At 61.0% G+C, this 20,275-nt stretch carries 18 protein-coding genes and 2 pseudogenes; 9 read left to right on the top strand and 11 right to left on the bottom strand.

The genetic code is table 11. The features are described from left to right. Positions 1-246: 246 nt before the first annotated feature. Complete coding sequence (locus MRBLPB4O_RS11160; protein ID WP_016499253.1) at positions 247-1,659, top strand: cytosine permease; 1,413 nt, start codon at positions 247-249, stop codon at positions 1,657-1,659. 201 nt (positions 1,660-1,860) lie between these two features. Here MRBLPB4O_RS11160 and MRBLPB4O_RS11155 read toward each other — a convergent pair whose 3' ends face one another. The 5 genes from MRBLPB4O_RS11155 to glnT all read right to left on the bottom strand — a co-directional run bounded on the left by MRBLPB4O_RS11155 (position 1,861) and on the right by glnT (position 7,682). Further along, positions 1,861-3,165, bottom strand: a complete 1,305-nt coding sequence (locus tag MRBLPB4O_RS11155) for an ammonium transporter (protein ID WP_341798450.1) — start codon at positions 3,163-3,165, stop codon at positions 1,861-1,863. A gap of 167 nt (positions 3,166-3,332) precedes the next feature. Next, on the bottom strand, positions 3,333-4,658 hold the full coding sequence (locus tag MRBLPB4O_RS11150) for an FMN-binding glutamate synthase family protein (protein WP_016499251.1): 1,326 nt from the start codon (positions 4,656-4,658) through the stop codon (positions 3,333-3,335). Between the two features lie 15 nt (positions 4,659-4,673). Beyond that, complete coding sequence (locus MRBLPB4O_RS11145; protein WP_341798449.1) at positions 4,674-5,348, bottom strand: protein glxC; 675 nt, start codon at positions 5,346-5,348, stop codon at positions 4,674-4,676. 27 nt (positions 5,349-5,375) lie between these two features. Next, entirely contained in the window at positions 5,376-6,281 is a 906-nt protein-coding gene (locus tag MRBLPB4O_RS11140; protein ID WP_341798448.1) for a glutamine amidotransferase family protein, read from the bottom strand. A gap of 66 nt (positions 6,282-6,347) precedes the next feature. Next, positions 6,348-7,682 carry a type III glutamate--ammonia ligase gene (glnT, locus tag MRBLPB4O_RS11135; RefSeq protein ID WP_341798447.1) on the bottom strand — a complete coding sequence of 445 codons (1,335 nt, stop codon included), beginning with the start codon at positions 7,680-7,682 and terminating at the stop codon, positions 6,348-6,350. A gap of 344 nt (positions 7,683-8,026) precedes the next feature. Here glnT and MRBLPB4O_RS11130 point away from each other — a divergent pair, with 344 nt between their 5' ends. Then, a complete protein-coding gene (locus MRBLPB4O_RS11130; protein ID WP_341798446.1) occupies positions 8,027-8,620 on the top strand; it encodes a cupin domain-containing protein in 594 nt (197 codons plus the stop codon). 125 nt (positions 8,621-8,745) lie between these two features. Continuing rightward, positions 8,746-9,108: pseudogene (locus MRBLPB4O_RS11125) on the top strand (LLM class flavin-dependent oxidoreductase); the annotation flags it as partial. A 150-nt stretch (positions 9,109-9,258) separates the two neighbouring features. Here the strand turns inward: MRBLPB4O_RS11125 and MRBLPB4O_RS11120 are convergent. Together MRBLPB4O_RS11120 and MRBLPB4O_RS11115 are read right to left on the bottom strand one after the other, a co-directional pair. Beyond that, on the bottom strand, positions 9,259-10,260 hold the full coding sequence (locus MRBLPB4O_RS11120; RefSeq protein WP_341798445.1) for an NADP-dependent oxidoreductase: 1,002 nt from the start codon (positions 10,258-10,260) through the stop codon (positions 9,259-9,261). Positions 10,261-10,370: 110 nt separating this feature from the next. Further along, on the bottom strand, positions 10,371-11,210 hold the full coding sequence (locus MRBLPB4O_RS11115; protein ID WP_341798444.1) for an alpha/beta hydrolase: 840 nt from the start codon (positions 11,208-11,210) through the stop codon (positions 10,371-10,373). A 129-nt stretch (positions 11,211-11,339) separates the two neighbouring features. Between MRBLPB4O_RS11115 and MRBLPB4O_RS11110 the strand changes: the two genes are divergently transcribed. Then, positions 11,340-11,891: a TetR/AcrR family transcriptional regulator gene (locus tag MRBLPB4O_RS11110; protein ID WP_341798443.1), complete on the top strand. Its 552-nt coding sequence runs from the start codon at positions 11,340-11,342 to the stop codon at positions 11,889-11,891. Here MRBLPB4O_RS11110 and MRBLPB4O_RS11105 read toward each other — a convergent pair. Then, positions 11,881-13,431 carry a PAS domain-containing protein gene (locus tag MRBLPB4O_RS11105; protein ID WP_341798442.1) on the bottom strand — a complete coding sequence of 517 codons (1,551 nt, stop codon included), beginning with the start codon at positions 13,429-13,431 and terminating at the stop codon, positions 11,881-11,883. The genes MRBLPB4O_RS11110 and MRBLPB4O_RS11105 overlap by 11 nt on opposite strands. Positions 13,432-13,711: 280 nt before the next feature. On the opposite strand from MRBLPB4O_RS11105, the gene MRBLPB4O_RS11100 reads away from it, so the two are divergent. Both MRBLPB4O_RS11100 and MRBLPB4O_RS11095 read left to right on the top strand, forming a co-directional pair. Next, positions 13,712-14,083, top strand: coding sequence for a response regulator (locus MRBLPB4O_RS11100; protein WP_341798441.1), 372 nt, complete (start codon positions 13,712-13,714; stop codon positions 14,081-14,083). Between the two features lie 83 nt (positions 14,084-14,166). After that, a pseudogene (locus MRBLPB4O_RS11095) lies at positions 14,167-14,322 on the top strand (EamA family transporter); the annotation flags it as partial. Here MRBLPB4O_RS11095 and MRBLPB4O_RS11090 read toward each other — a convergent pair. Then, complete coding sequence (locus MRBLPB4O_RS11090) at positions 14,306-15,253, bottom strand: RHS repeat-associated core domain-containing protein (protein ID WP_341798440.1); 948 nt, start codon at positions 15,251-15,253, stop codon at positions 14,306-14,308. The pseudogene MRBLPB4O_RS11095 and the gene MRBLPB4O_RS11090 overlap by 17 nt on opposite strands. A 91-nt stretch (positions 15,254-15,344) precedes the next feature. Then, positions 15,345-16,049 carry an NUDIX hydrolase gene (locus tag MRBLPB4O_RS11085; RefSeq protein WP_341798439.1) on the bottom strand — a complete coding sequence of 235 codons (705 nt, stop codon included), beginning with the start codon at positions 16,047-16,049 and terminating at the stop codon, positions 15,345-15,347. Positions 16,050-16,187: 138 nt separating this feature from the next. Here MRBLPB4O_RS11085 and MRBLPB4O_RS11080 point away from each other — a divergent pair, with 138 nt between their 5' ends. Both MRBLPB4O_RS11080 and pncB read left to right on the top strand, forming a co-directional pair. Then, positions 16,188-16,838 carry an isochorismatase family protein gene (locus MRBLPB4O_RS11080; RefSeq protein WP_341798438.1) on the top strand — a complete coding sequence of 217 codons (651 nt, stop codon included), beginning with the start codon at positions 16,188-16,190 and terminating at the stop codon, positions 16,836-16,838. Then, a complete protein-coding gene (gene pncB / locus MRBLPB4O_RS11075) occupies positions 16,835-18,034 on the top strand; it encodes a nicotinate phosphoribosyltransferase (RefSeq protein ID WP_341798437.1) in 1,200 nt (399 codons plus the stop codon). The genes MRBLPB4O_RS11080 and pncB overlap by 4 nt, the downstream gene beginning before the upstream one ends. 112 nt (positions 18,035-18,146) lie before the next feature. Here pncB and MRBLPB4O_RS11070 read toward each other — a convergent pair whose 3' ends face one another. Next, on the bottom strand, positions 18,147-19,034 hold the full coding sequence (locus tag MRBLPB4O_RS11070; protein ID WP_341798436.1) for a LysR family transcriptional regulator: 888 nt from the start codon (positions 19,032-19,034) through the stop codon (positions 18,147-18,149). A gap of 111 nt (positions 19,035-19,145) precedes the next feature. On the opposite strand from MRBLPB4O_RS11070, the gene MRBLPB4O_RS11065 reads away from it, so the two are divergent. Beyond that, positions 19,146-20,207 (top strand): YeiH family protein, encoded by a 1,062-nt coding sequence (locus MRBLPB4O_RS11065; protein WP_341798435.1) that lies wholly within the window; start codon positions 19,146-19,148, stop codon positions 20,205-20,207. Positions 20,208-20,275 lie beyond the last annotated feature (68 nt).

Genomic DNA, 20,275 nt, shown 5'->3' with positions numbered 1-20,275 from the left:
ACCGCTTTCTACCGATACAGGGCTCAACCCCTCTAGCCCAGGCCCTGCCGCCAACTGGCACCGTCCTTGCTACCGTCACCCGCTTAAGCTTTTGTCAGCCTTAGGTTTTTTAAGGTTTATGGGTACATATTTACTAATTTCTCGTTATCCCCGCGCCCCGCATCATCCCTCCAACAAGAACGCGTCGCCCATCGCCGGCACGCCCCCGGGCAGCTCCCGATGCCCTACCTTGCCTTGGAGTCAGTCATGACCAGTGCAGCCAATTCGGCACCCCTGATAGAAAAACACACAATCGGCTACGTGCCCCCGCAAGACCGCCATGGAAAGGTAAGGGATCTGTTCACACTGTGGTTCGGCGGCAATATCGCGCCGCTGCCCATCGTCACCGGCGCGCTGGGCGTGCAGCTGTTTCACCTGAACCTGATATGGGGCATCGTCGCCATCCTGGTCGGCCACCTGGTCGGCGGGGTACTGATGGCACTGCACTCGGCCCAGGGCCCGCAAATGGGCATCCCGCAGATGATCCAGAGCCGCGCCCAGTTCGGCACCCTCGGTGCGCTGCTGGTGGTGGTGATCGCCGGCGTCATGTACATCGGCTTCTTCGCTTCCAACATCGTGCTCGCCGGCAAGTCGCTGCATGGCGTGGTAGACACCGTGCCGGTACCGGTGGGCATCGTCATCGGTGCGCTGGGGTCGGGCATCATCGGTATCATCGGCTACCGCTTCATCCACGTGCTCAACCGTATCGGCACCTGGGTGCTGGGCATCGGCATCGTGGTGGGCTTCGGCTACATCTTCACCCACGTGCAAAGCGACGACTTCCTGACCCGTGGCAGCTTCAACCTGGCCGGCTGGCTGGCCACCGTGTCGCTGGCGGCGCTGTGGCAGATCGCCTTTGCGCCCTACGTGTCGGACTACTCGCGCTACCTGCCGGCGGATGTGAAAGTCAGCTCTACGTTCTGGACCACCTACCTGGGCTCTGCCCTGGGCTCGAGCCTGTCGTTCATCTTCGGCGCCGTGGCGGTACTGGCGATCCCGGCAGGCATGGACACCATGGATGCGGTCAAGCTGGCCACCGGCACCCTGGGCCCGATCATGCTGGTGCTGTTCCTGCTCAGCGTCATCAGCCACAACGCCCTCAATCTGTATGGCGCGGTGCTGTCGATCATCACCCTGGTGCAAACCTTCGCTTATCGCTGGATTCCTACTGCCAAGAGCCGTGCGGTGCTGTCGCTGATCGTGCTGTCGGCCTGCTGCGTGGTGGCGGTGTTCGCCTCGGCAGACTTCATCGGCCACTTCGTCGACATGGTGCTGGTGCTGCTGGTAGTGCTGGTGCCGTGGACAGCGATCAACCTGATCGACTTTTATGTCATCCACAAAGGTGACTACGACATCCAGTCGATCTTCCAGGTCGATGGCGGTATCTACGGGCGTTACAACCCACAGGCGTTGATTGCCTATGCGGTAGGTATCGTGGTGCAGATCCCGTTCATGAACACGCCGCTGTATGTCGGGCCGATTTCCGAGCACATCAACGGGGCTGACCTGTCGTGGCTGGTAGGGCTGGCAATTACCTCGCCGCTGTACTGGTGGCTGGCCAGCCGTGACAGTGCCTACCGTCGTCGGCAGACGAGTGCCAAGTTGGCCATGGGGCACTGATTCAACCTGTAACGGCCTCTTCGCGGGCAAGCCCGCCCCCTACCCAGGCTACGTCAGTACTTGTAGGAGCAGCCTTGTGCTGCGAAGAGGCCAGTAAGGAACAAGATCTTCTTCAGCAGAAATGGCCTCTTCGCAGCACAAGGCTGCTCCTACAACGCCTGTACATGGCTTGAAGGCGATGCCAGGCAGGAGGCAAATCCATCAGAGGTTGTAAGCCCGCTCATTGTGCTCCGCCAGGTCCAGCCCCTGCTCTTCTTCCTCCCGGCTGGCCCGCAGCCCGACAGTCAGCTTGATCGCCCCGAGAATCGCCCAGCTCACCACGAAGCAGTACACGAAGGTGAACGCCACCCCCTTGAGCTGCACCAGTGCCTGCCCAATGGGCGATACGCCCTCCACATAGCCACCCAGCGATGGCGCTGCGAACACCCCGGCCAGCACCGCCCCGACCATCCCGCCAACGCCATGCAGCCCGAACACATCGAGGCTGTCGTCATACCCCAGCGCCTGCTTGAGCCGGGTCACGGCAAAGAAGCAGATGGCCCCCGTCAGCACACCGATCACCAGCGCACCCAGGGGCCCGACGAACGCGCAAGCCGGTGTGATGCCCACCAACCCGGCCAATGCCCCCGAAGCTGCACCCAAGGCAGTCGGCCGGCCATGCATCACCTTCTCGGTCAGCAACCAACCGACAATCCCCGCACAAGCCGCCACCATGGTCGCCAGCATCACCACCCCGGCCCCCTCGTTGGCCGCCAGCCCCGAACCCACGTTGAAGCCGAACCAGCCCACCCACAGCAACCCCGCACCCACCAGGGTAAAGCCGAGGTTGTGCGGCGGCATGGCCACCTGCGGGTAGCCCTTGCGTTTGCCCAACATCAACGCTGCAGCCAAGGCAGCCACGCCAGAGTTGATATGCACCGCAGTACCACCGGCGAAATCCAGCACGCCCCAGTTGACCATCAACGCCCCCGGCCCGCCCCACACCATATGGGCGATTGGTGCGTACACCAGCACGAACCACGCCGCCATGAACAGCAACGAAGCGCTGAACTTCATGCGCTCGGCAAAGCCGCCGGCAATCAGCGCCGGGGTGATGATGGCGAACGTCAGCTGGAACACCGCAAACACGCCTTCGGGGATGGTGCCGACCAGGCTGTCATGGCCGATATCCAGCATCAGTGCCTTGTCCAGCCCGCCGATAAAACTGTTGAAGGTGAGCTGGCCCTCGACCATGCCGGTGGTATCGACCACCAGGCTGTAACCGAACAATACCCAGAGGATGCCGATAACCCCGGCCACGGCGAACAGCTGGGTGAACACGGAGAGGAAGTTCTTGGCACGCACCATGCCGCCATAGAACAGCGCCAGGCCAGGGATGCACATCATCAACACAAACATCGCGGCGCAGATCATCCAGGCGGTGTTGCCGGTGTCCAGGGTGGTTTCGGCGGCAGTGGCCTGGGTGGCCAGGGCTAACAACATTACAGCGAGGCTGAGGTGCTTCATCGAGTCACTCCTGTGGAAATGGTGGGGGCCCGTGGGGCTGCTTTGCAGCCCTTTCGCGACACAAGGTCGCTCCTACAGGGGAGCGCGCAAGCTCAGGCACTGCAATCCCCTGTAGGAGCGGCCTTGTGCCGCGAAAGGGTCGCAAAGCGACTCCAGTAACCGATGGATCAGTACTGCGCCTGCCCCGGCACCCAGGCCGTCCCCGCCAACGGCACCCGCGCCATCGCCGCCGCTTCCACGGTCAATGCCACCAGGTCCTCCGGGTCAAGGTTGTGCAGGTGCGACTTGCCACACGCCCGGGCCATGGTCTGCGCCTCCAGCACCAGCACACGCAGATAGTTCGCCAGCCGTCGCCCCGCCTCCTCCGGGTTCAGGCGCTTGGCCAGCTCCGGGTCCTGGGTGGTGATGCCGGCCGGGTCGCGGCCGTTTTGCCAGTCGTCATAAAAGCCGGCGGCCGAGCCAATCTTCCTCAGCTCGCTGTCCAGGCGGGGGTGGTTGTCACCCAGGGCGATCAGCGCCGCCGTACCAATGGCCACCGCGTCAGCGCCCAGGGCCATGGCCTTGGCCACGTCGGCACCGTTGCGGATACCGCCAGAGACAATCAGCTGCACCTTGCGGTGCATGCCCATTTCCTGCAGCGCCTGCACCGCCTGCGGTATCGCCGGCAAGATCGGGATGCCGACGTGTTCGATGAACACTTCCTGAGTCGCTGCTGTACCGCCCTGCATGCCGTCGAGCACGATCACGTCAGCACCGGCCTTCACCGCCAGCTTGACGTCGTAGTACGGCCGGCTGGCGCCGATCTTCACGTAGATGGGTTTTTCCCAGTCGGTGATCTCGCGGATCTCGGCAATCTTGATCGCCAGGTCGTCCGGGCCGGTCCAGTCCGGGTGGCGGCAGGCGCTGCGCTGGTCGACGCCGATCGGCAAGGTGCGCATGCCGGCCACCCGCTCGGTCACTTTCATGCCCAGCAGCATGCCGCCACCGCCCGGCTTGGCGCCCTGCCCGAGGACGATCTCGATGGCGTCGGCCTTGCGCAGGTCATCGGGATTCATACCGTAGCGCGATGGCAGGTATTGATACACCAGATGCTGCGACTGGCCGCGCTCTTCCGGGGTCATGCCGCCGTCGCCGGTTGTGGTGCTGGTGCCCGCGATGGTCGCACCACGGCCCAGCGCTTCCTTGGCATTGGCCGACAGCGCACCGAAGCTCATGCCGGCGATGGTCACCGGGATTTTCAGGTGAATCGGCTTTTTCGCAAACCGGTTGCCAAGCACCACGTCCGTGCCGCACTTCTCGCGGTAGCCTTCCAGGGGGTAACGCGACACGCTGGCGCCCAGCAGCAGCAGGTCGTCGAAGTGCGGCACACGGCGCTTGGTGCCACCACCGCGAATGTCGTAGATGCCGGTTTCGGCGGCACGCTGGATTTCCTGGATGGTCAGGCGATCGAAGGTGGCCGACTCACGCAGTACCGGGGGGAATTGCTCGCTCATGGGAATGCTCCTGGATCAGTACGCGCTGGCGTTGTCGACTTTGAAGTTGTACAGCTGGCGGGCCGAGCCGTAACGTTTGAAATCGGCGGCCTTGTGGTCAAGGCCAGCCTTGTTCAGCAGTTCCTGCAGCTCTTGCAGGTGTTCGGCGCGCATTTCCTTTTCGATGCAGTCCGAACCCAGTGACTGCACCGAGCCCTTGACGTAGATGCGCACCTCATACAGCGAGTCGCCCAGCGCATCGCCGGCATCGCCACACACCACCAGGCGCCCGGCCTGGCCCATGAAGCAGCTCATGTGCCCGATGTTGCCGCCTACCACGATGTCCACGCCTTTCATGGAAATACCGCAACGGGCACCGGCGTCACCCTCGATCACCAGCAGCCCGCCATGGGCAGTGGCACCAGCGGCCTGGGAGGCACTGCCTTTGACCCGCACCGAACCGGACATCATGTTCTCGGCCACACCCACACCGACGTTGCCGTGCACGGTGACACTGGCCTGCTGGTTCATGCCGGCGCAGTAGTAGCCGGCATGGCCTTCGATATCCACCGCCACGGCAGCGTTGATGCCCACAGCCAGGTTGTGCTTGCCGCCAGGGTGGGTCACTTGCCATTCAAGGTCCTGCACCTCGTCGTGCAAGGACTGGTTGAGCACACGCACCGAAGTGCTGGACAGGTCGATTGTCTTCATAAGGTTCTCCAAGGGTTCGGTGGCAGGTCAGGCGCTTTCGCGCTCCCAGACGTACAGCGTGGCCGGGGCCGGTTCCCAGACCTTGGCGTGCTCGATGCCTGGCAGGCCGGCCAGTGCCTGGTATTCCGAGGCCATGGCCACGTAGTCTTCCGTCTCGGCCAGCACCGCCGGCTTGCAGGCAATCGGGTCGCGGATCACGGCAAAGCCGTTGCGGGTGCCGATGGCAAAGGTGAAGAAGCCGTCCAGGTCTTCCAGTGCGCCATCCAGGGCCTGGGCCAGGCTGTCACCCTGCTGCAGGCGCCAGGTCAGGTAGCCGGCGGCCACTTCGGTGTCGTTGTCGGTTTCGAAACTGATGCCTTCGCGCTTGAGCTCCTGGCGCAGGCGAAAGTGGTTGGACAGCGAGCCGTTGTGCACCAGGCACAGGTCGGCGCCGGTGGAAAACGGGTGGCTGCCTTCCATGGTCACGGCGCTTTCGGTGGCCATGCGGGTGTGGCCGATAATGTGGCTGCCCTTCATGCCGGCCAGGCCGAAGCGACTGGAAATTTCCGCCGGCAAGCCCATGCCCTTGAGGATTTCGATGCTCTGCCCGGCGCTCATGATGCGCACGTCCGGCGCGAGCGCAGCCAGCGCGCCGCGGGCCGCAGCTTCATCGGTATGCACCTTGAGCACTGCGGCGCTGGCGTTCTGGAACCAGTCCAGCGAGCAGCCCAGGTGCCCTTCCAGCTGGCCCATCAGGGTTGTCCACGGGTAATTTATATCGGCCGCTTGCAGGGTCAGTTTGACCCAGCCATCGGCCACTTCGTCGCCGTAGATGGCAAAGCCGGCGCTGTCCGGGCCACGGTCGGTCATGGCTTCGAGCATGGGTTCGAACAGCTTGCCAAGCTGGGCTTCCAGCTCGGGCTTTTTCAGGTACAGGCCTACAATTCCACACATGGTGATGCTCCTTACTAGGCAGTGGGCGACCGCTCTCGTATTGGCCGCCCAGGGGATTGGGGGCGGTCAGAAGAACTCGGTGTAACGCTGGATTTCCCAGTCGGAGACGTGGCGGCAGTACTCCACCCACTCCATGCGCTTGAGCTTGATGAACTCGTCGACGATCTCGGCGCCCAGCACCTCGCGGAACAACGGGTCGGCTTCGAGCGCGTCGGCGGCCTCCTTCAGCGATTGCGGCAGGGTCTTGATGCCGCGTGCGGCAATCTCTTCAAGGCTGAGGTTGTAGAGGTTTTCATTGCACATCTCGCCCGGGTCCAGCTGGCGGTCGATGCCATCCAGGCCGGCGGCAATGATCGCGGCGGTGACCAGGTACGGGTTGCAGCCGGCGTCCGGCAGGCGAAACTCCAGGCGACCATAAGGAATGCGTACCATCGCCGAACGGTTGTTGGCCCCCCAGGCAACGAAGGCCGGGGCCCAGGTGGAGCCCGACAGCGACCGGCCCACCACCAGACGCTTGTAGGAATTGACCGTCGGCGCCGCAAAGGCACACAGCGCCGGGCCGTGTGCCATCAGCCCTGCGGCAAAGTGGTAGGCCAACTTCGACAGGCCCATGCCGCTGCTGTCGGACGGGTCGTGGAACAGGTTCTTGTGGGTGCTGCTGGCCAGCGACAGGTGAAAGTGCATGCCGTTGCCGGCGCGCTTGGGGTCGGGCTTGGGCATGAACGAGCAGATCATGCCCAGGTCGTTGGCGATCTCACCGGCGGCCATGCGGAAAAAGGTGAAACGGTCGGCCGACTCCATGGCATCGCTGTAGGTGTAGTTGATCTCGAACTGGCCGTTGGCGTCTTCGTGGTCGATCTGGTAGATGTCGAAGCCCACCGGCTGCAGCGCCTCGGTCAGGCGCTCGAGGAACAGCCGCGAGCGCGACAGGCCCTTGTAGTCGTAGCAGGGTTTGTCGAGGTTGTCGGAGGCGTCCACCAGTTGCAGCTTGCCGCCTTCGTCGCGGCGGAACAGGCTGAACTCAGGCTCAAGGCCGGTATTCAGGGTCCAGCCCTTGTCGGCCAGGCGCTGCACCTGCTGCTGCAACACGTAACGGGTGTCGTAGGGCCAAGGCTGGCCGTTGACATGGCCCACGCACACCACCCGGCCATAGCCCGGCTGCCAAGGCACCGGAACCAGCGTGGACAGGTCGCCGCGGGCCATGAAGTCCGGGCCGTGCGGCTCCATGCCCATGCCGCAGATGGCGAACCCGGCAAAGCCGGCGCCCTCCTCGGCTACCATCTTCAGGCCCGATACCGGCACCGATTTGGTCTTCGCCGAACCATGGATGTCGACGAACTGCGCCAGCACGTACTTGATGCCGTGTTGGTCGAGGGTGCGTTGGGTTTCTGCTGGCAACATGGTTGAACACTCCTGGGCAAGGGGCAATAATTCCGCAAGGGAAACTTACTTTCCTCTCAGGAATGCAATGCGCTTGCCAAGTTTGTTCAAGGTGCGACCTTGGGTGTCTGTTCGGGCCTCTGCGCGGGCAAGCCCGCTCCCACAGGATTCGCCGCAAAGCCGTATGGGAGCGGACTTGCCCGCGAAGAGGCCGGCACAGGCAAGACAAAACCCAGGCAGGTTTTTCTGTTCTATTTATGGGAAACTTGTTTTCACCTGAGGAAAGAAGCGGCCAGCGCAGCTGCATTTCGCACTTTCCCAGTGCGAAAACTTTTTTCTTGAACTGAAACCGTGCAGGACATTCGATGTCGACTGAAACCGAACCGCGCCTTCGCCTGGAGCAGTACCTTGGCCTGCAGATCAAGCGCCAGCGCCAGGCCCAGTCCCTCAAGCTCGCCGATGTGGCACGCATTGCCGGCATCAGCCAGGGCATGCTGAGCAAGATCGAGAACGCCCAGGTATCCACCAGCCTCGACACCCTCAGCCGCCTGTGCGACGTGCTGGGCATGCCGATGGCCAAGCTGTTCAGCCAATATGACCAGCCCGATGGCAATGCCCTGCTGGTGAAGGCCGGCGAAGGGCTGGAAGTGGTACGCCGCGGCACCGAGAAGGGCCACACCTACCACTTGCTCAATCACGCCAGGGGGCCGAAGAAGAACTTCGAGGCCTATATGGTGAGCATGGACGACGCCAGCGAAGAGTTCCCCACCTTCGCCCACCCCGGCACCGAGTTCCTCCACTTGCTGGAGGGCGAACTGGTGTACCGCCATGGCAACCAGCTCTATCACATGCACGCCGGCGACAGCCTGACCTTCGACGGCGAAACCCCGCACGGCCCGGAGCAGTTGGTGCAGGTGCCCATACGGCTGCTGTCGATCATGAACTACAGCGACGAGTGAGGCGGCGCATGGCCGCTGGTGCTGGGCTTATCGTGCTGGCCACCCTTCCGGCAGCGGCGCGCAAGGCACCGGCCGTGCATTGCAATACCAGCCGCTGCCCGCACTGATCAATGCACTGTGGATAGTTTGCGCTATACGAACAAGCGAGCGTTGGCTGCGGTGGAGCACCCAGCCTATGGACTCATCCAGCGGATGAGCGCCTGGCCGCCAACACTTTTGATTTCTGGTCAAACCAAGCCCGTATCGCCGACCAGGCTAACCTCGACATGCTCTTCTTCGCAGATGTCCTGGGCTTCTACGACGTGTTCGGCGGGAGCGCTGAAGCAGCAGTGAAGTGGGCGGTAGAAGGGCCTGCGAACGACCCGTTGATGATCATTCCGGGGCTAGCTGCGATCACCAGGAATCTGGCATTCGGCGCTACCGTTACCACGACCTACGAGCATCCCTTCACGCATGCCCGGCGCTTCAGCACGCTCGATCACATAAGCGCAAAGCGGCACCTTCCGGTCTCGCCTCAGAGATGACCGCTCGGACCGCCTGCCATCGTTTGCTTATGGAGCGTCTTTCCGACAGCAGTGACTCAGGGCTGAACCGCCCCACACAAAGGGAAGCTTTCGCTCCCCTTTGTGCTCAGGTGGTCACTTCATCGTCACTACGACCTTACCTTTAGCTCTGCCTTGCGCGACGTAAGCCAAGGCATCGCGTGTCGCGTTCAACGGGAAGGTACGATCCACTACAGGCTTGATGACCCCGGCTTCAACCAGCTTCGCCAGCTCAGCAAGTTGCGCACCACTCTCCCTCATGAACAGAAACCTGTAACTGACCCCCTTCTGCTCCGACTTTTTCCGGATCCCCCGGCTGATCAAACGAACGATCTGCTGGAACAGCCAGGAGAGACGAAGCTGCTCAGCGAACTCAGGGGTGGGTGGGCCTGAGATGGAAATCAACTGACCACCCGGCTTCAGCACCTTGAGCGATTTATCGAGAACGTCCGCCCCCAGGCCACTGAGCACCACATCGTAATCACTCAGTTGCGATTCGAACGGCTGCGTCTTGTAATCGATCACCACGTCCGCACCCAGCGCCTTGACCCACGGCACGTTGACGGTACTCGTGGTTGTCGCGACGAATGCTCCCAGATGCTTCGCAACCTGAATGGCGATGCTACCGACGCCACCGGAACCAGCATGGATCAGTACCTTCTGGCCTGGATGAACCTTGGCAATTTCCACTAAAGCCTGCCAGGCCGTCAGAGCCACCAATGGCAGCGACGCCGCGTCCTGCATACTCAGGTTGGCAGGCTTGAGGGCGACTGCCGCTTCGTTGACGGCCACGAACTCCGCGAAACCGCCCATGCGCGCCTGATCTACACGTGCGTAGACCTCGTCCCCAACCCGGAACCGACTGACTTTCCCACCCACCCGCTTCACCGTACCAGCAATATCGTTACCCAGGATCAGCGGCATCCGGAAAGGCAGAATCAACTTGAACTCGCCTTTCCTGATTTTGATATCAAGGACATTCACGCTTGCAGCGTGCGTCTCGACCAGCACATCGAAATCACCCACCTTGGGCTGTGGCACTTCAGTGATGTCACCCTCGACCTCTTTGCCGTAGCGGTCAATCAGAAACGCTTTCATACCTTCAAGATTCCACAATGTAGACGTGCCTCATTTATCCGACTCCAGGCAATGATGGCCTCACCCGTTCACGTTGCCCCTCGTGTGCAACAGCACAGGCCGGCCTGGCCTTACTCTTCCAGGAATTGAAGGGCGTGTTTCAGGAAGCGCTCAGGGAACTGGAAGTGAGCGGCGTGACCGGAGTCGGGGTAGATCAGCAGCTGGGCATTTGGAATGCTCTGCACCAGGCTCCACGAATTGATCGAAGGGATCATGACGTCATCGACGCCATTGACCACCAAGGTGGGTTGCTTGAGTGCGTTGAGGTAGGAGAAGCGGTTCTCACCCTGTGCCGACTGGACATAGGCCGCAAAAGCAGCCCCCTGAGCCATGGCAACCTCAACGGAACTTGGCGCGTCCTGATCGGCACGCTGATTGCGTCGCTCCCAGAACGCCAGGCCCGCGCGTCTGGCAGCATCCGAGCGACCGAAGAAGAGGAACAGGAAGTCTTCGATGGTGGGCACAGGGTTTGACGCGGCTTCTCTCACACCCTCCGCCATGCTTGGATCACCACCGCGCAGACCGGTGCCTATCAGCAGAAGCTTGCGCACCAACCCAGGGTGACGCAGCGCCACTTCCTGAACCTGCAGACCACCGATGGAGAAGCCAAGCAGGTCGACCTGGGTCAGCCCCAGAGCACTGATGGCTGCTGCGATGTCATCCGCCATTTGCTCAATGGTCGTGGCCGGAATACCCGACGACGAAGCCACCCCCCTGCCGTTCAGCAGGATCACTTCACGGCCCGCAGCCAGACCATCGGTGATTATCGGGTCCCAGTGATCGAGACCGCCACGGAAGTGGGCGATGAAGACCAGAGGCACACCCGCAGCATTACCCCAGCGGCGGTAAGTGAAGGTGTCGCCGCCTACTTGTACTGTGCGGGTCGGAACGGTGAGATGGGTATAGCTCATGACGTTTTGCTCTCTCGGTGGAAGACCTGGCTTAATGATGATGATCGTAATCCATTTGGTCAACGACTTTGATGATGAACGTAATCAATGTAAGCTATTGCTTGGCTTGATAGCAGAGAGCGCGGAGAAATGAAGGTCACAAAGGCCCAGGCCCAGGCGAACCGGGCCCGTATCGTAGAGACGTCCTCTACGCTTTTTCGTGAGCGCGGTTACGATGGCGTGGGTGTTGCCGATCTCATGGCAGCTGCCGGCTTTACCCATGGAGGCTTCTACAAGCACTTCAAATCCAAGGCGGATCTGATAGAGGAGTCGGCAGCGTGTGGCATTGCCAAGACAATCGATCAGGTGCAGGGCCTCGAACTGACTGAATTCGTGAGCTACTACCTCTCACGAAAACACCGGGACGAGAAGGGTACGGGTTGCACGCTAGCGGCCCTTGGTGGAGACGCCGCACGCCAGTCTGATGACATCAAAACCGCTTATGCGGCCGGAATCGAGGACTTGCTGGAGGCCTTGATACAACCAGCAAAAAGCCGTGAGGATATTATCAATACCTTCGCCCATATCCTTGGTGCCTTGGTTTTATCGCGTGCTTGCCCGGACGATTCGCCACTGGCCGATGAAGTGCTCAGCGTCTGTCGAGACCGCATTCTGGGGAAGCGGCCTACTCCTACAGCTTGAACTTCACACAAATCGTACTGTTCCGGGCGAGCCGGTCCAGCGTGATTGCATTGGCTCCATACCCTGAATAGCTTTTCACCAGCCGCATGCCCAGGCCTGTTCCGCTTGGTTCGGGATAAGACTCAGGAAAGCCCTCCCCCTCGTCCCTTACCGTAATGAAAGCATGGTCGCCTGCATCCTGGACGCTCACGTCTATGGTGCCCTTGCCGTACTTGAGGGCATTGGTGATCAGCTCGGAAATGACCAGGCCCAACGGCGCCATCCGCTGTGGAGGGAGAATGAAAGCGTCGGCATCGAGAACGATCTTTCGCTCAGCCAGCGCCGACCCCAGGTCACTCAACAAGGCGCCAAGATACTCTGATGCCAGGACGCCCTGGGTTTCTGCGGTCCGATAGAGGCGTTCATGCACACTGGCAATCGTCAGCACACGGCTGGCTGCCGTCTGCAGCTGGATCTTGACCGCCTCATCCGCCGACAGATTGGCTTGAAGCTGCAGCAGGGTGTTCACCAGGTGCAGGCTGTTCTTGACCCGATGGTGAATCTCTTCGAGATAGAGATGGCTGTCGCTCAGCTTGGTGTTCTGCACGGCAATCAGCGACAGCAGCTGAGCCTCATGCTGGTGCCGCTCGGTAATGTCCCGCGACACCGCGATCAGTCTGTCCACCTTGCCCTCGGTACTCAGAATGGGCGCGATAGTGACGTCCCACCATCTCGGCTCATCGGTGGCCGTAGGGCAGTAGGCCTCAAACCTTGCCGGCTCGCCGGCCACGGAACGCGCCATGGCATCACGCACCACCGCCTTGGAGTCATCAGGCCACAGCTGGGTCCACGGTTTGCCGCGCACCTCTGCCAGCTCGCCGATGTGCATGAGGCACATCCCGGCCTCATTCATGAATTCGATGTCGCCGTGCGTGGTGAGGATCTTTACGCAGTCCGGACTGGCATTGAGCATGCTCTCGGAATAGCGATCCGGTAACTGGTCATCCGCCGCATTTGCCAGGCGCTCCACGGCCATGGAGATGACGTTGGAGATACCCTCGAGGAAAACCAGGTCGCTTTCGATGAAGTCGTCACCGTCGGTGCTATCCGCCTCAAGCACACCAAAGGGCCTGAGCGCCCCCCGGATAGGCACATTGATGGCGCGTTCGATACCGTATTTTTTCAACAGGTCCGGCGTGCGGAAGCGTTGCTCCTGGCCCAGATGGTTGGAAAGCACCGGCCGGTAGGTGGAAATGGCATAACCCGCCGGACTGGCCACATCCCCACCGACCTTGGCGTGGCCGATATCCGAGGGATCCCAACCGACGCCATGGGTCAGCAAAAAATCGTCACTCCCAGGCAAGGGCATCAACACCTTGGCAAAACGCGTGTTCATGCCGTTGGCTACCACGGTACAAGCCTGCGTGAGCAAAGTATCGAGATTCGTCGACCTGAGCGACGACACGCCATACTCCACCACCAACTGATGCTGCTTGTGTAAACGGGCCTGTGACTTTTGTAGTGCAAGCCTGATCATTTCATCGGGAGGCAGTTGATGCATGGGTTCTCATCCACAGCTGGCCAATATGGAAGATTATTTTCGAGAGCGCCTTTTGACACCGTGGAGCCTGCGGGCGTGCCGGACAGGGATCGAAAAAGTTTCGGGTCTTCATTTACCAACGATCCTGGATCGATGGCAATGACGAAAACCATCTAAGCGCGACGGTAATGGGCAAGTATAGATCGCTCGGCTTGCCAACAACCCAAGCGCCACCCGTCAGCCGCGTGAAACCACTGGTCATGGCCGCTGGCCGTATGGCTACAGGATCGGGGTTTTTATTATGGCTCGCAGTGTATTGGTAGTAGAGGATGACGAGTTGATCCGAACCCTCGCCTGCGAGGCGCTGGAATCGCTCGACCTCGACGTGCACAGCTGTGGCTGCGTCGATGAGGCGATAACGGTGCTGGAAACAATGGCCCACCTGGACCTCGTATTGACCGATATCCAGATGCCTGGCCAACTCAATGGCGTGGATCTTGCGCACCTGATCATTCATCGCTGGCCGGCCACCGCCGTGATGGTGATGTCGGCCGGCCAACTTGATCCCGGCGTTCGCCTGCCTGAGTGTTCAACGTTCCTGTCCAAACCCTGGACGCTTGACCAGTTACTGAATGCGGTTGAGCGACAGCTATCGCCTAAGGCAAGTGTTTGAGGACGGGGCCTTGCTCGAACACGCTCGGCATCCCACACAGCGGAAAAGGCGCTGGAATGACTTCCCGGCGTTCATTGCCATGATCGAGCGCGGTGTATATCGCGCTGGAGCCGGTGTACGCAATCATCGGCGCGTGGTGGTTGTTTGGTAACCAGCCGAGCTTGCGCATGGCGGCGGGGGCTGCGTTGATCGTGCTGGCGACCATTCTGGCGGCGGGGATGATCAACTTGCTGTCCTGATGCCAAACCCTTTTGCTGTCGCATCTTCATAAGAGGGCGGTGGAACGTATTCAGGCGGTGGGCCATTGAGCGAAGGATCAGTGCTAGAGGAGCTAGGGCGCCTTATAGCAAAGAGAGGGGTATTGTTATATCTACCATGCCATGTGTATTCGTATCCCTTGACCCCTCTGGGAAGCTGCCCTCTGTTCACTGCGAAGACCTGCCCTTCTTTGTGCACAGATACGGTCGGAACAAAGTTTGCAACAAAATCAACATCCGGCCGTTGGAAGCGAATTATCCCTTCAACCTTGGACAGTTTTGTGAATACATGATTATTTCCTGCGGGTAAGGCCAGCAAAGCGTTAACATCAGACGGTTCTTGAGCTAAATGTCGGATAAAAGGTTTGAGCGTCATAGGCGCATTATTTTCCCGCAGCAGAGCGGTGGCACCGGTCTTCTTCATTGCACCCAAAGTTTTAGCCATTCCAGAAAGGCTGACTCTCAACTGACCTGAAGGGTCTGAGTAATTGATGGGGTCACCTGTGCAATAGGCGTATGCATTCAGCCCTCCTCTGTCAAACGGGCTCAATACGTCAGGCCCTGTCAAACGCCTGAGTGATGGGCTGAACAGTCGATACCCGTTACCCAACGGATAGCACCCCGTCTGTGTATCACGCCATTCGCCAGTGAAACCAACCATTGCCAGTTTTTCCTGGACAGGCGAAAAACCATAGGGTGAATAAGCCTCGCAATCGTGAAGGTTAATAGCGTGGGCTGCCAATACGGTATTGGCTGCGTCGCTTTGCAACAGCGTGGCCGATGTTTGTAACTGGGCTAGCGCCCTGCTATCAGCACGCATTAACCGCGTGTTTTCCAAGCCGATCAAACAAACCAGTCTGGTGTTGGCGTAGAACAGGCGCACACTGGGGACCTTGTTATCTATCGTGCTCATTTCTACGTCACCTTTAGCAGAGGTGTTTGACAGTACACGGTAGATGACAGGGTCGATACTGGTAGATCTGCCAGGTCAGCCTGGCCTTCAGTTATCCGCCTTCAGGTAACAAACTGCGGTCAAACATGAATGCCCGCTCCCCTTGCGGCGTGTACTGGTACAACTGCTGCGGCCGGCCCAGTTTTGGCTGGTGCTTCTCGCCGGTATCCCTTACCCAACCCAGCTCGCGTAAACGCTCCAGACGCTTGCGCACAGAAGTACCGTTCACCGCCTGGCCCAGGCAGGCCTGCACCGCCCCGAGCGCATCCTGCACAGTAAACTTCTGCGCCAACAGGTAAAGCGGCAGGCTGCTGTACACCGTCTTTGCCGCCAGCCGTTCGCGGGCCCGCTCCACCAGCAGGTTGTGGTCAAAGGGCAACAACACCTTGCGCCCCAGCACACTGTCCAGATCAAAAAATGCCAGTTGCTCGCCTTCGACGGCCTGCGCGGGGTCGAGCAACGCCAGGTAACAGGTGCTCAACGACCACCCTCGTGGATCGCGGAATGCATTGCCCTCGGTACCCACCTGCTCCATGTAGCACGGTTGCACCCGGGCCTTCTCGTGCAGGGCCCGGCTGGCGGCATCTTCCAGGCTGGTGTCGGGGGTACGCCCATTTACGATGACCCCGGGCAAGGCCCATTGCCCGGCATGCGGCTCGCGCTCACGACGGTGCAACAACACTTGCAGATGCTGGGCATCAGGGGCCAGGCGCAGGGCGACAATGTCGACACTGGCCAGGACTTCGACTGTACTCACCGTGCAGCTCCTTGTTCAGTAGCACAATAATCCACCAGAGCATCTAAGTAAGGCAACCACCAACCCCATATCGTTTGCCACTTGACATACTTAATACACCAGGTGAATTATATAGCCATTCCAGCAAGGAGAACCGCCATGAAGATCGCCAGTTTCGATGTCGACGCGCAAAACGGCTTCACTGCCAACGCCCCGCTGGAGCTGCCCGTGCCCGAAGGCGACGAAATTGCGGATGACCTGAATGCGATGGCCTTGCGCGCCGACCTGCGCCTGGGCAGCAAGGACGCGCACCCGGCCAACGCCGCCTGGGTGGTCGCCGACCCTGCGCACATGCTGCAATCCCTGCAACTGGCCAACGCCGACCTGACCTGGGTCAGCCACTGCGTCCCCGGCACACCGGGCTTCGCGCTGCTGCCCGGCCTGCCCGCCCCCATCGACTACGACTACTTCGTGTGGAAAGGCGTCGAACCTGACCTGCACCCCTACGGCGCCTGCTACCACGACCTTGCCGAGCGCCGCTCTACCGGGGTGATCGAATACCTCAAGGTGCAGCAGGTGGGCGCGGTGATCGTCGGCGGCCTGGCCCTGGACTACTGCGTCAAGACCACCGCCCGCCAATTGCGCCAGGCCGGCTTCCAGGTGCTGCTGTACCTGCCGGCCTGCCGCGCGCTTACCCAGGCCGGCGCCATCGAGGCGTGTGGTGCGTTGGCCGCCGAGGGCGTGATCCTCTGCGGCGACGAGGACGCGCTTGACCACCAGCTTGCCCTGATCAAGGAAGACCGCCCATGAGCGACAGTGTTTTTGGCCCACGCATCATCCAGAACTTGCTGGACACCGACTTCTACAAGATCACCATGATGCAGGCGGTGCTGCACAACTACCCCAACGCCGAGGTGGAATGGGAGTTTCGCTGCCGCAATGGCGAAGACCTTTCCCCCTACCTGGCCGAGATCCGCTATCAGGTGGAGCAACTGGCCGAGGTTACCGTCACCCACGACCAACTGGCCTATCTGGAAAAAATCCCCTTCCTCAAACCGGACTTCATTCGCTTCCTCAGCCTGTTTCGCTTCAACCTGCGCTATGTCCAGGTGGGCCTGGATGGCACCGGGCAACTGGCAATCCGCGTACGTGGGCCGTGGTTGCACGTGATCCTCTATGAGATCCCGCTGCTGGCGATCATCAGCGAAGTACGCAACCGCTACCGCTATCGCGAAGTGGTGATCGAGCAAGTTGGCGAACGCCTCTACCAGAAGCTGGACTGGCTCAAAGCCGAAGCCAGCACCGATGAGCTGGCCGGCTTCCAGCTGGCGGACTTCGGAACCCGGCGGCGCTTCTCCTACCGCGTGCAGGAAGAGGTGGTGCACATCCTCAAGCACGATTTCCCCGGGCGCTTCGTCGGCACCAGCAATGTGCACCTGGCCCGCGAGTTCGAGCTCAAGCCACTCGGCACCATGGCCCACGAATGGTTCATGGCCCACCAACAGCTCGGCCCACGCCTGGTCGACAGCCAGGCCGCTGCGCTGGAATGCTGGGTAAGAGAGTACCGCGGGCTGTTGGGTATTGCGTTAACCGACTGCATCACCATGGATGCCTTCATTGGCGATTTCGATCTGTACTTCGCCAAGCTATTCGATGGCTTGCGGCACGACTCGGGCGATCCACTGGCGTGGGCGGAAAAAGCCATTGCCCACTATGAGCGGCTGGGGATCGACCCGAGGAGCAAGACCCTGATCTTTTCCGACGGGCTGGATTTTTCCAAGGCGCTGGGGCTGTACCGGGCGTTGCATGAACGGATCAATGTGAGCTTTGGCATTGGTACCAAGCTCACGTGTGATATCCCGGGGGTTGAGCCGATGAACATGGTGATCAAGATGACCGGCTGTAATGGGGCGCCAGTGGCGAAGATTTCCGACAGCCCGGGCAAGACGCAATGCCGGGACGAGAATTTTGTTGCTTATCTGAAGCATGTCTTTCATTTGAATTGAGGTTGCCTGCACCGGCTTCTTCGCGGCAAAAGGCCGCTCCTGCATGTACAAAGCCATTGATTGCTACGTACCCCTGTAGGAGCGGCCTTGTGCCGCGAAAAGGCCAGCACAGTCAACCGACCTGTTGCATACCCACACACAACTCAAGAAACCGCGCCGCCGCCCGCGATGGCGTCGCGGCATGCGGCATCAGAATGGAAAACCGCCTGACCAAAGGCTGCGGCGCAACCTGCAACCTGTGCAGCGCCCCATCCTCATGGCGGATGGACATCGCCGACACAAAGCCAACCCCCATCCCCGCACGCACCGCCTCCTTCACCCCTTCCACCCCGGCAATTTCCAGCGCTACGCGCATCGCCACACCATCGCGGGCAAACGCCCGCTCGACAATCTGCCGCACCCCCGAGCCGCTCTCGCGCAGCACCAACGGGTAAGCACCCAGCGACGCCAAGACCTGCTGGTCACTGCCTGCCAGCGGATGACCACTGGGCACGATGGCAACGATCTCGTCCTCGCGCCAGGCCGTCACTTGCGTACCCAAGGGCAACTCCTGCCCAGGCGGCCCTTCGATCAGGGCGATGTCGACACTGTCCAGCGCAGCGACGATCTCTGCCGTGTTGCCGTGCGATGTAGTCACCAGCACGTCCGGGTGGCGGGCATGGAAGTCGGCGATCAGGTAAGGCAGCAGGTAGCTGGCAGGTGTGGTACTGGCACCGATACGCAAGGTACCGCGCTCCAGGCCACGCATGGCCTCACGCAGTGCCTTGGCCTGGCGGAAGGTTTCGCGCAGGCGCTCGGCATGGGCCAGCAACTGCTCGCCGGCTGCCGTCAACCGCACACCACGGCCGGCACGCTGATACAGCGGCTCGCCAAAAGCCTCCTGCAGCAGCTTGAGCTGGCCGGACACCGCCGGCTGCGACAGGTGCAGCGCCTGGGCCGCATGGCTGATGTTGCCGTGCTCGGCGACAGTGGCAAACGTTATCAGCTGTTCTGGGGTCATGATTAAAAAATATCAGATAAACGGATATTTGCCATCCCAAATTACGATTTTTTATAAGCTTATAACCAGATTAACGTAGGCCTTGTCGAAACACCTGTCCGGAGGACTCACATGGCCACGGTTCCGTCCCACCCCGCTTATTCGCCTACCCTCTCTACCCGAGGGCGGCTCAACGGCATCCTGTTCGTCGCGCTTTTTGCGCTTGCGGTCACTCAGCTGGCGGCCTTGCCTGCCATCGCCAACCTGGGCATCAGCCCGTTGATTGTCGGAATCGTCGCCGGCGCGCTGTACGGCAATGCCTTGCGCGATGGTGTACCGGCCAGCTGGGCTGCCGGCATCAACTTTTCGGCCCGCGGCCTGCTGCGCATTGCCGTGGCCTTCTTTGGCCTGCGGGTCAGCCTGCAGGAAATCGCCGAAGTCGGCTGGTCGGGGCTGCTCGTGTCGTTGCTGGTGGTGTCCAGCACCCTGCTGATCGGCCTGTGGTGTGGCATGAAGCTGTTCAAGCTGGACCGCGATACCGCTCTGCTGACCGCCGCTGGCAGCGCCATCTGTGGTGCCGCTGCCGTGCTGGCCTTCGAATCGGCACTGCGCAGTGCCCCGCACAAGAGCGCCATGGCCGTCGGCAGCGTGGTGTTGTTCGGCACCTTGTCGATGTTCCTCTACCCGCTGGCCATCAACGCCGGCTGGCTGCACCTGGACACCATGGGCGCCGGGCTTTTCCTGGGCGGCACTATCCACGAAGTCGCCCAAGTAGTGGGCGCAGCCAGTAACGTCAGCCCTGAAGCCACCCATATCGCCACCATCGTCAAGATGACCCGGGTGATGCTGCTGGTGCCCGTACTGCTGGTGGTAGGCCTGTGGATCAGCCGCTCGCGCAAGGCCGGCCAGGCGCAGGGCAATGGGCGCATTGCGATGCCCTGGTTCGCCTTCGGCTTCCTTGCCCTGGTGCTGGTGAATTCGCTGCAGGTACTGCCGGGTAGCGTTACCCAGGCGGTGAACAGCCTCGACACTTTTGCCCTGACCATGGCCATGACTGCACTGGGTATGGAAACCCGTTTCAGCCAGATTCGCCAGGCCGGGCCAAAGGCGCTGGCTACCGGGGCGATTCTGAACCTGTGGCTGGTAGGCGGTGGCTTGGCAATTACCCTCGGCGTGCAGAAGCTGTTGGGATAAATCGGGACCGGGTTGGCTTCTTCGCGGGCTTGCCCGCTCCCACAGGGATCCGCACTGCACCTGTGAGA

The sequence above is a fragment of the Pseudomonas sp. LPB4.O genome (assembly GCF_038383825.1).
Classification (GTDB): Bacteria; Pseudomonadota; Gammaproteobacteria; order Pseudomonadales; family Pseudomonadaceae; genus Aquipseudomonas; species Aquipseudomonas putida.
Note: the sequence above shows the minus strand (reverse complement) of the source record. Positions and strands in the feature narration are given on the sequence as shown.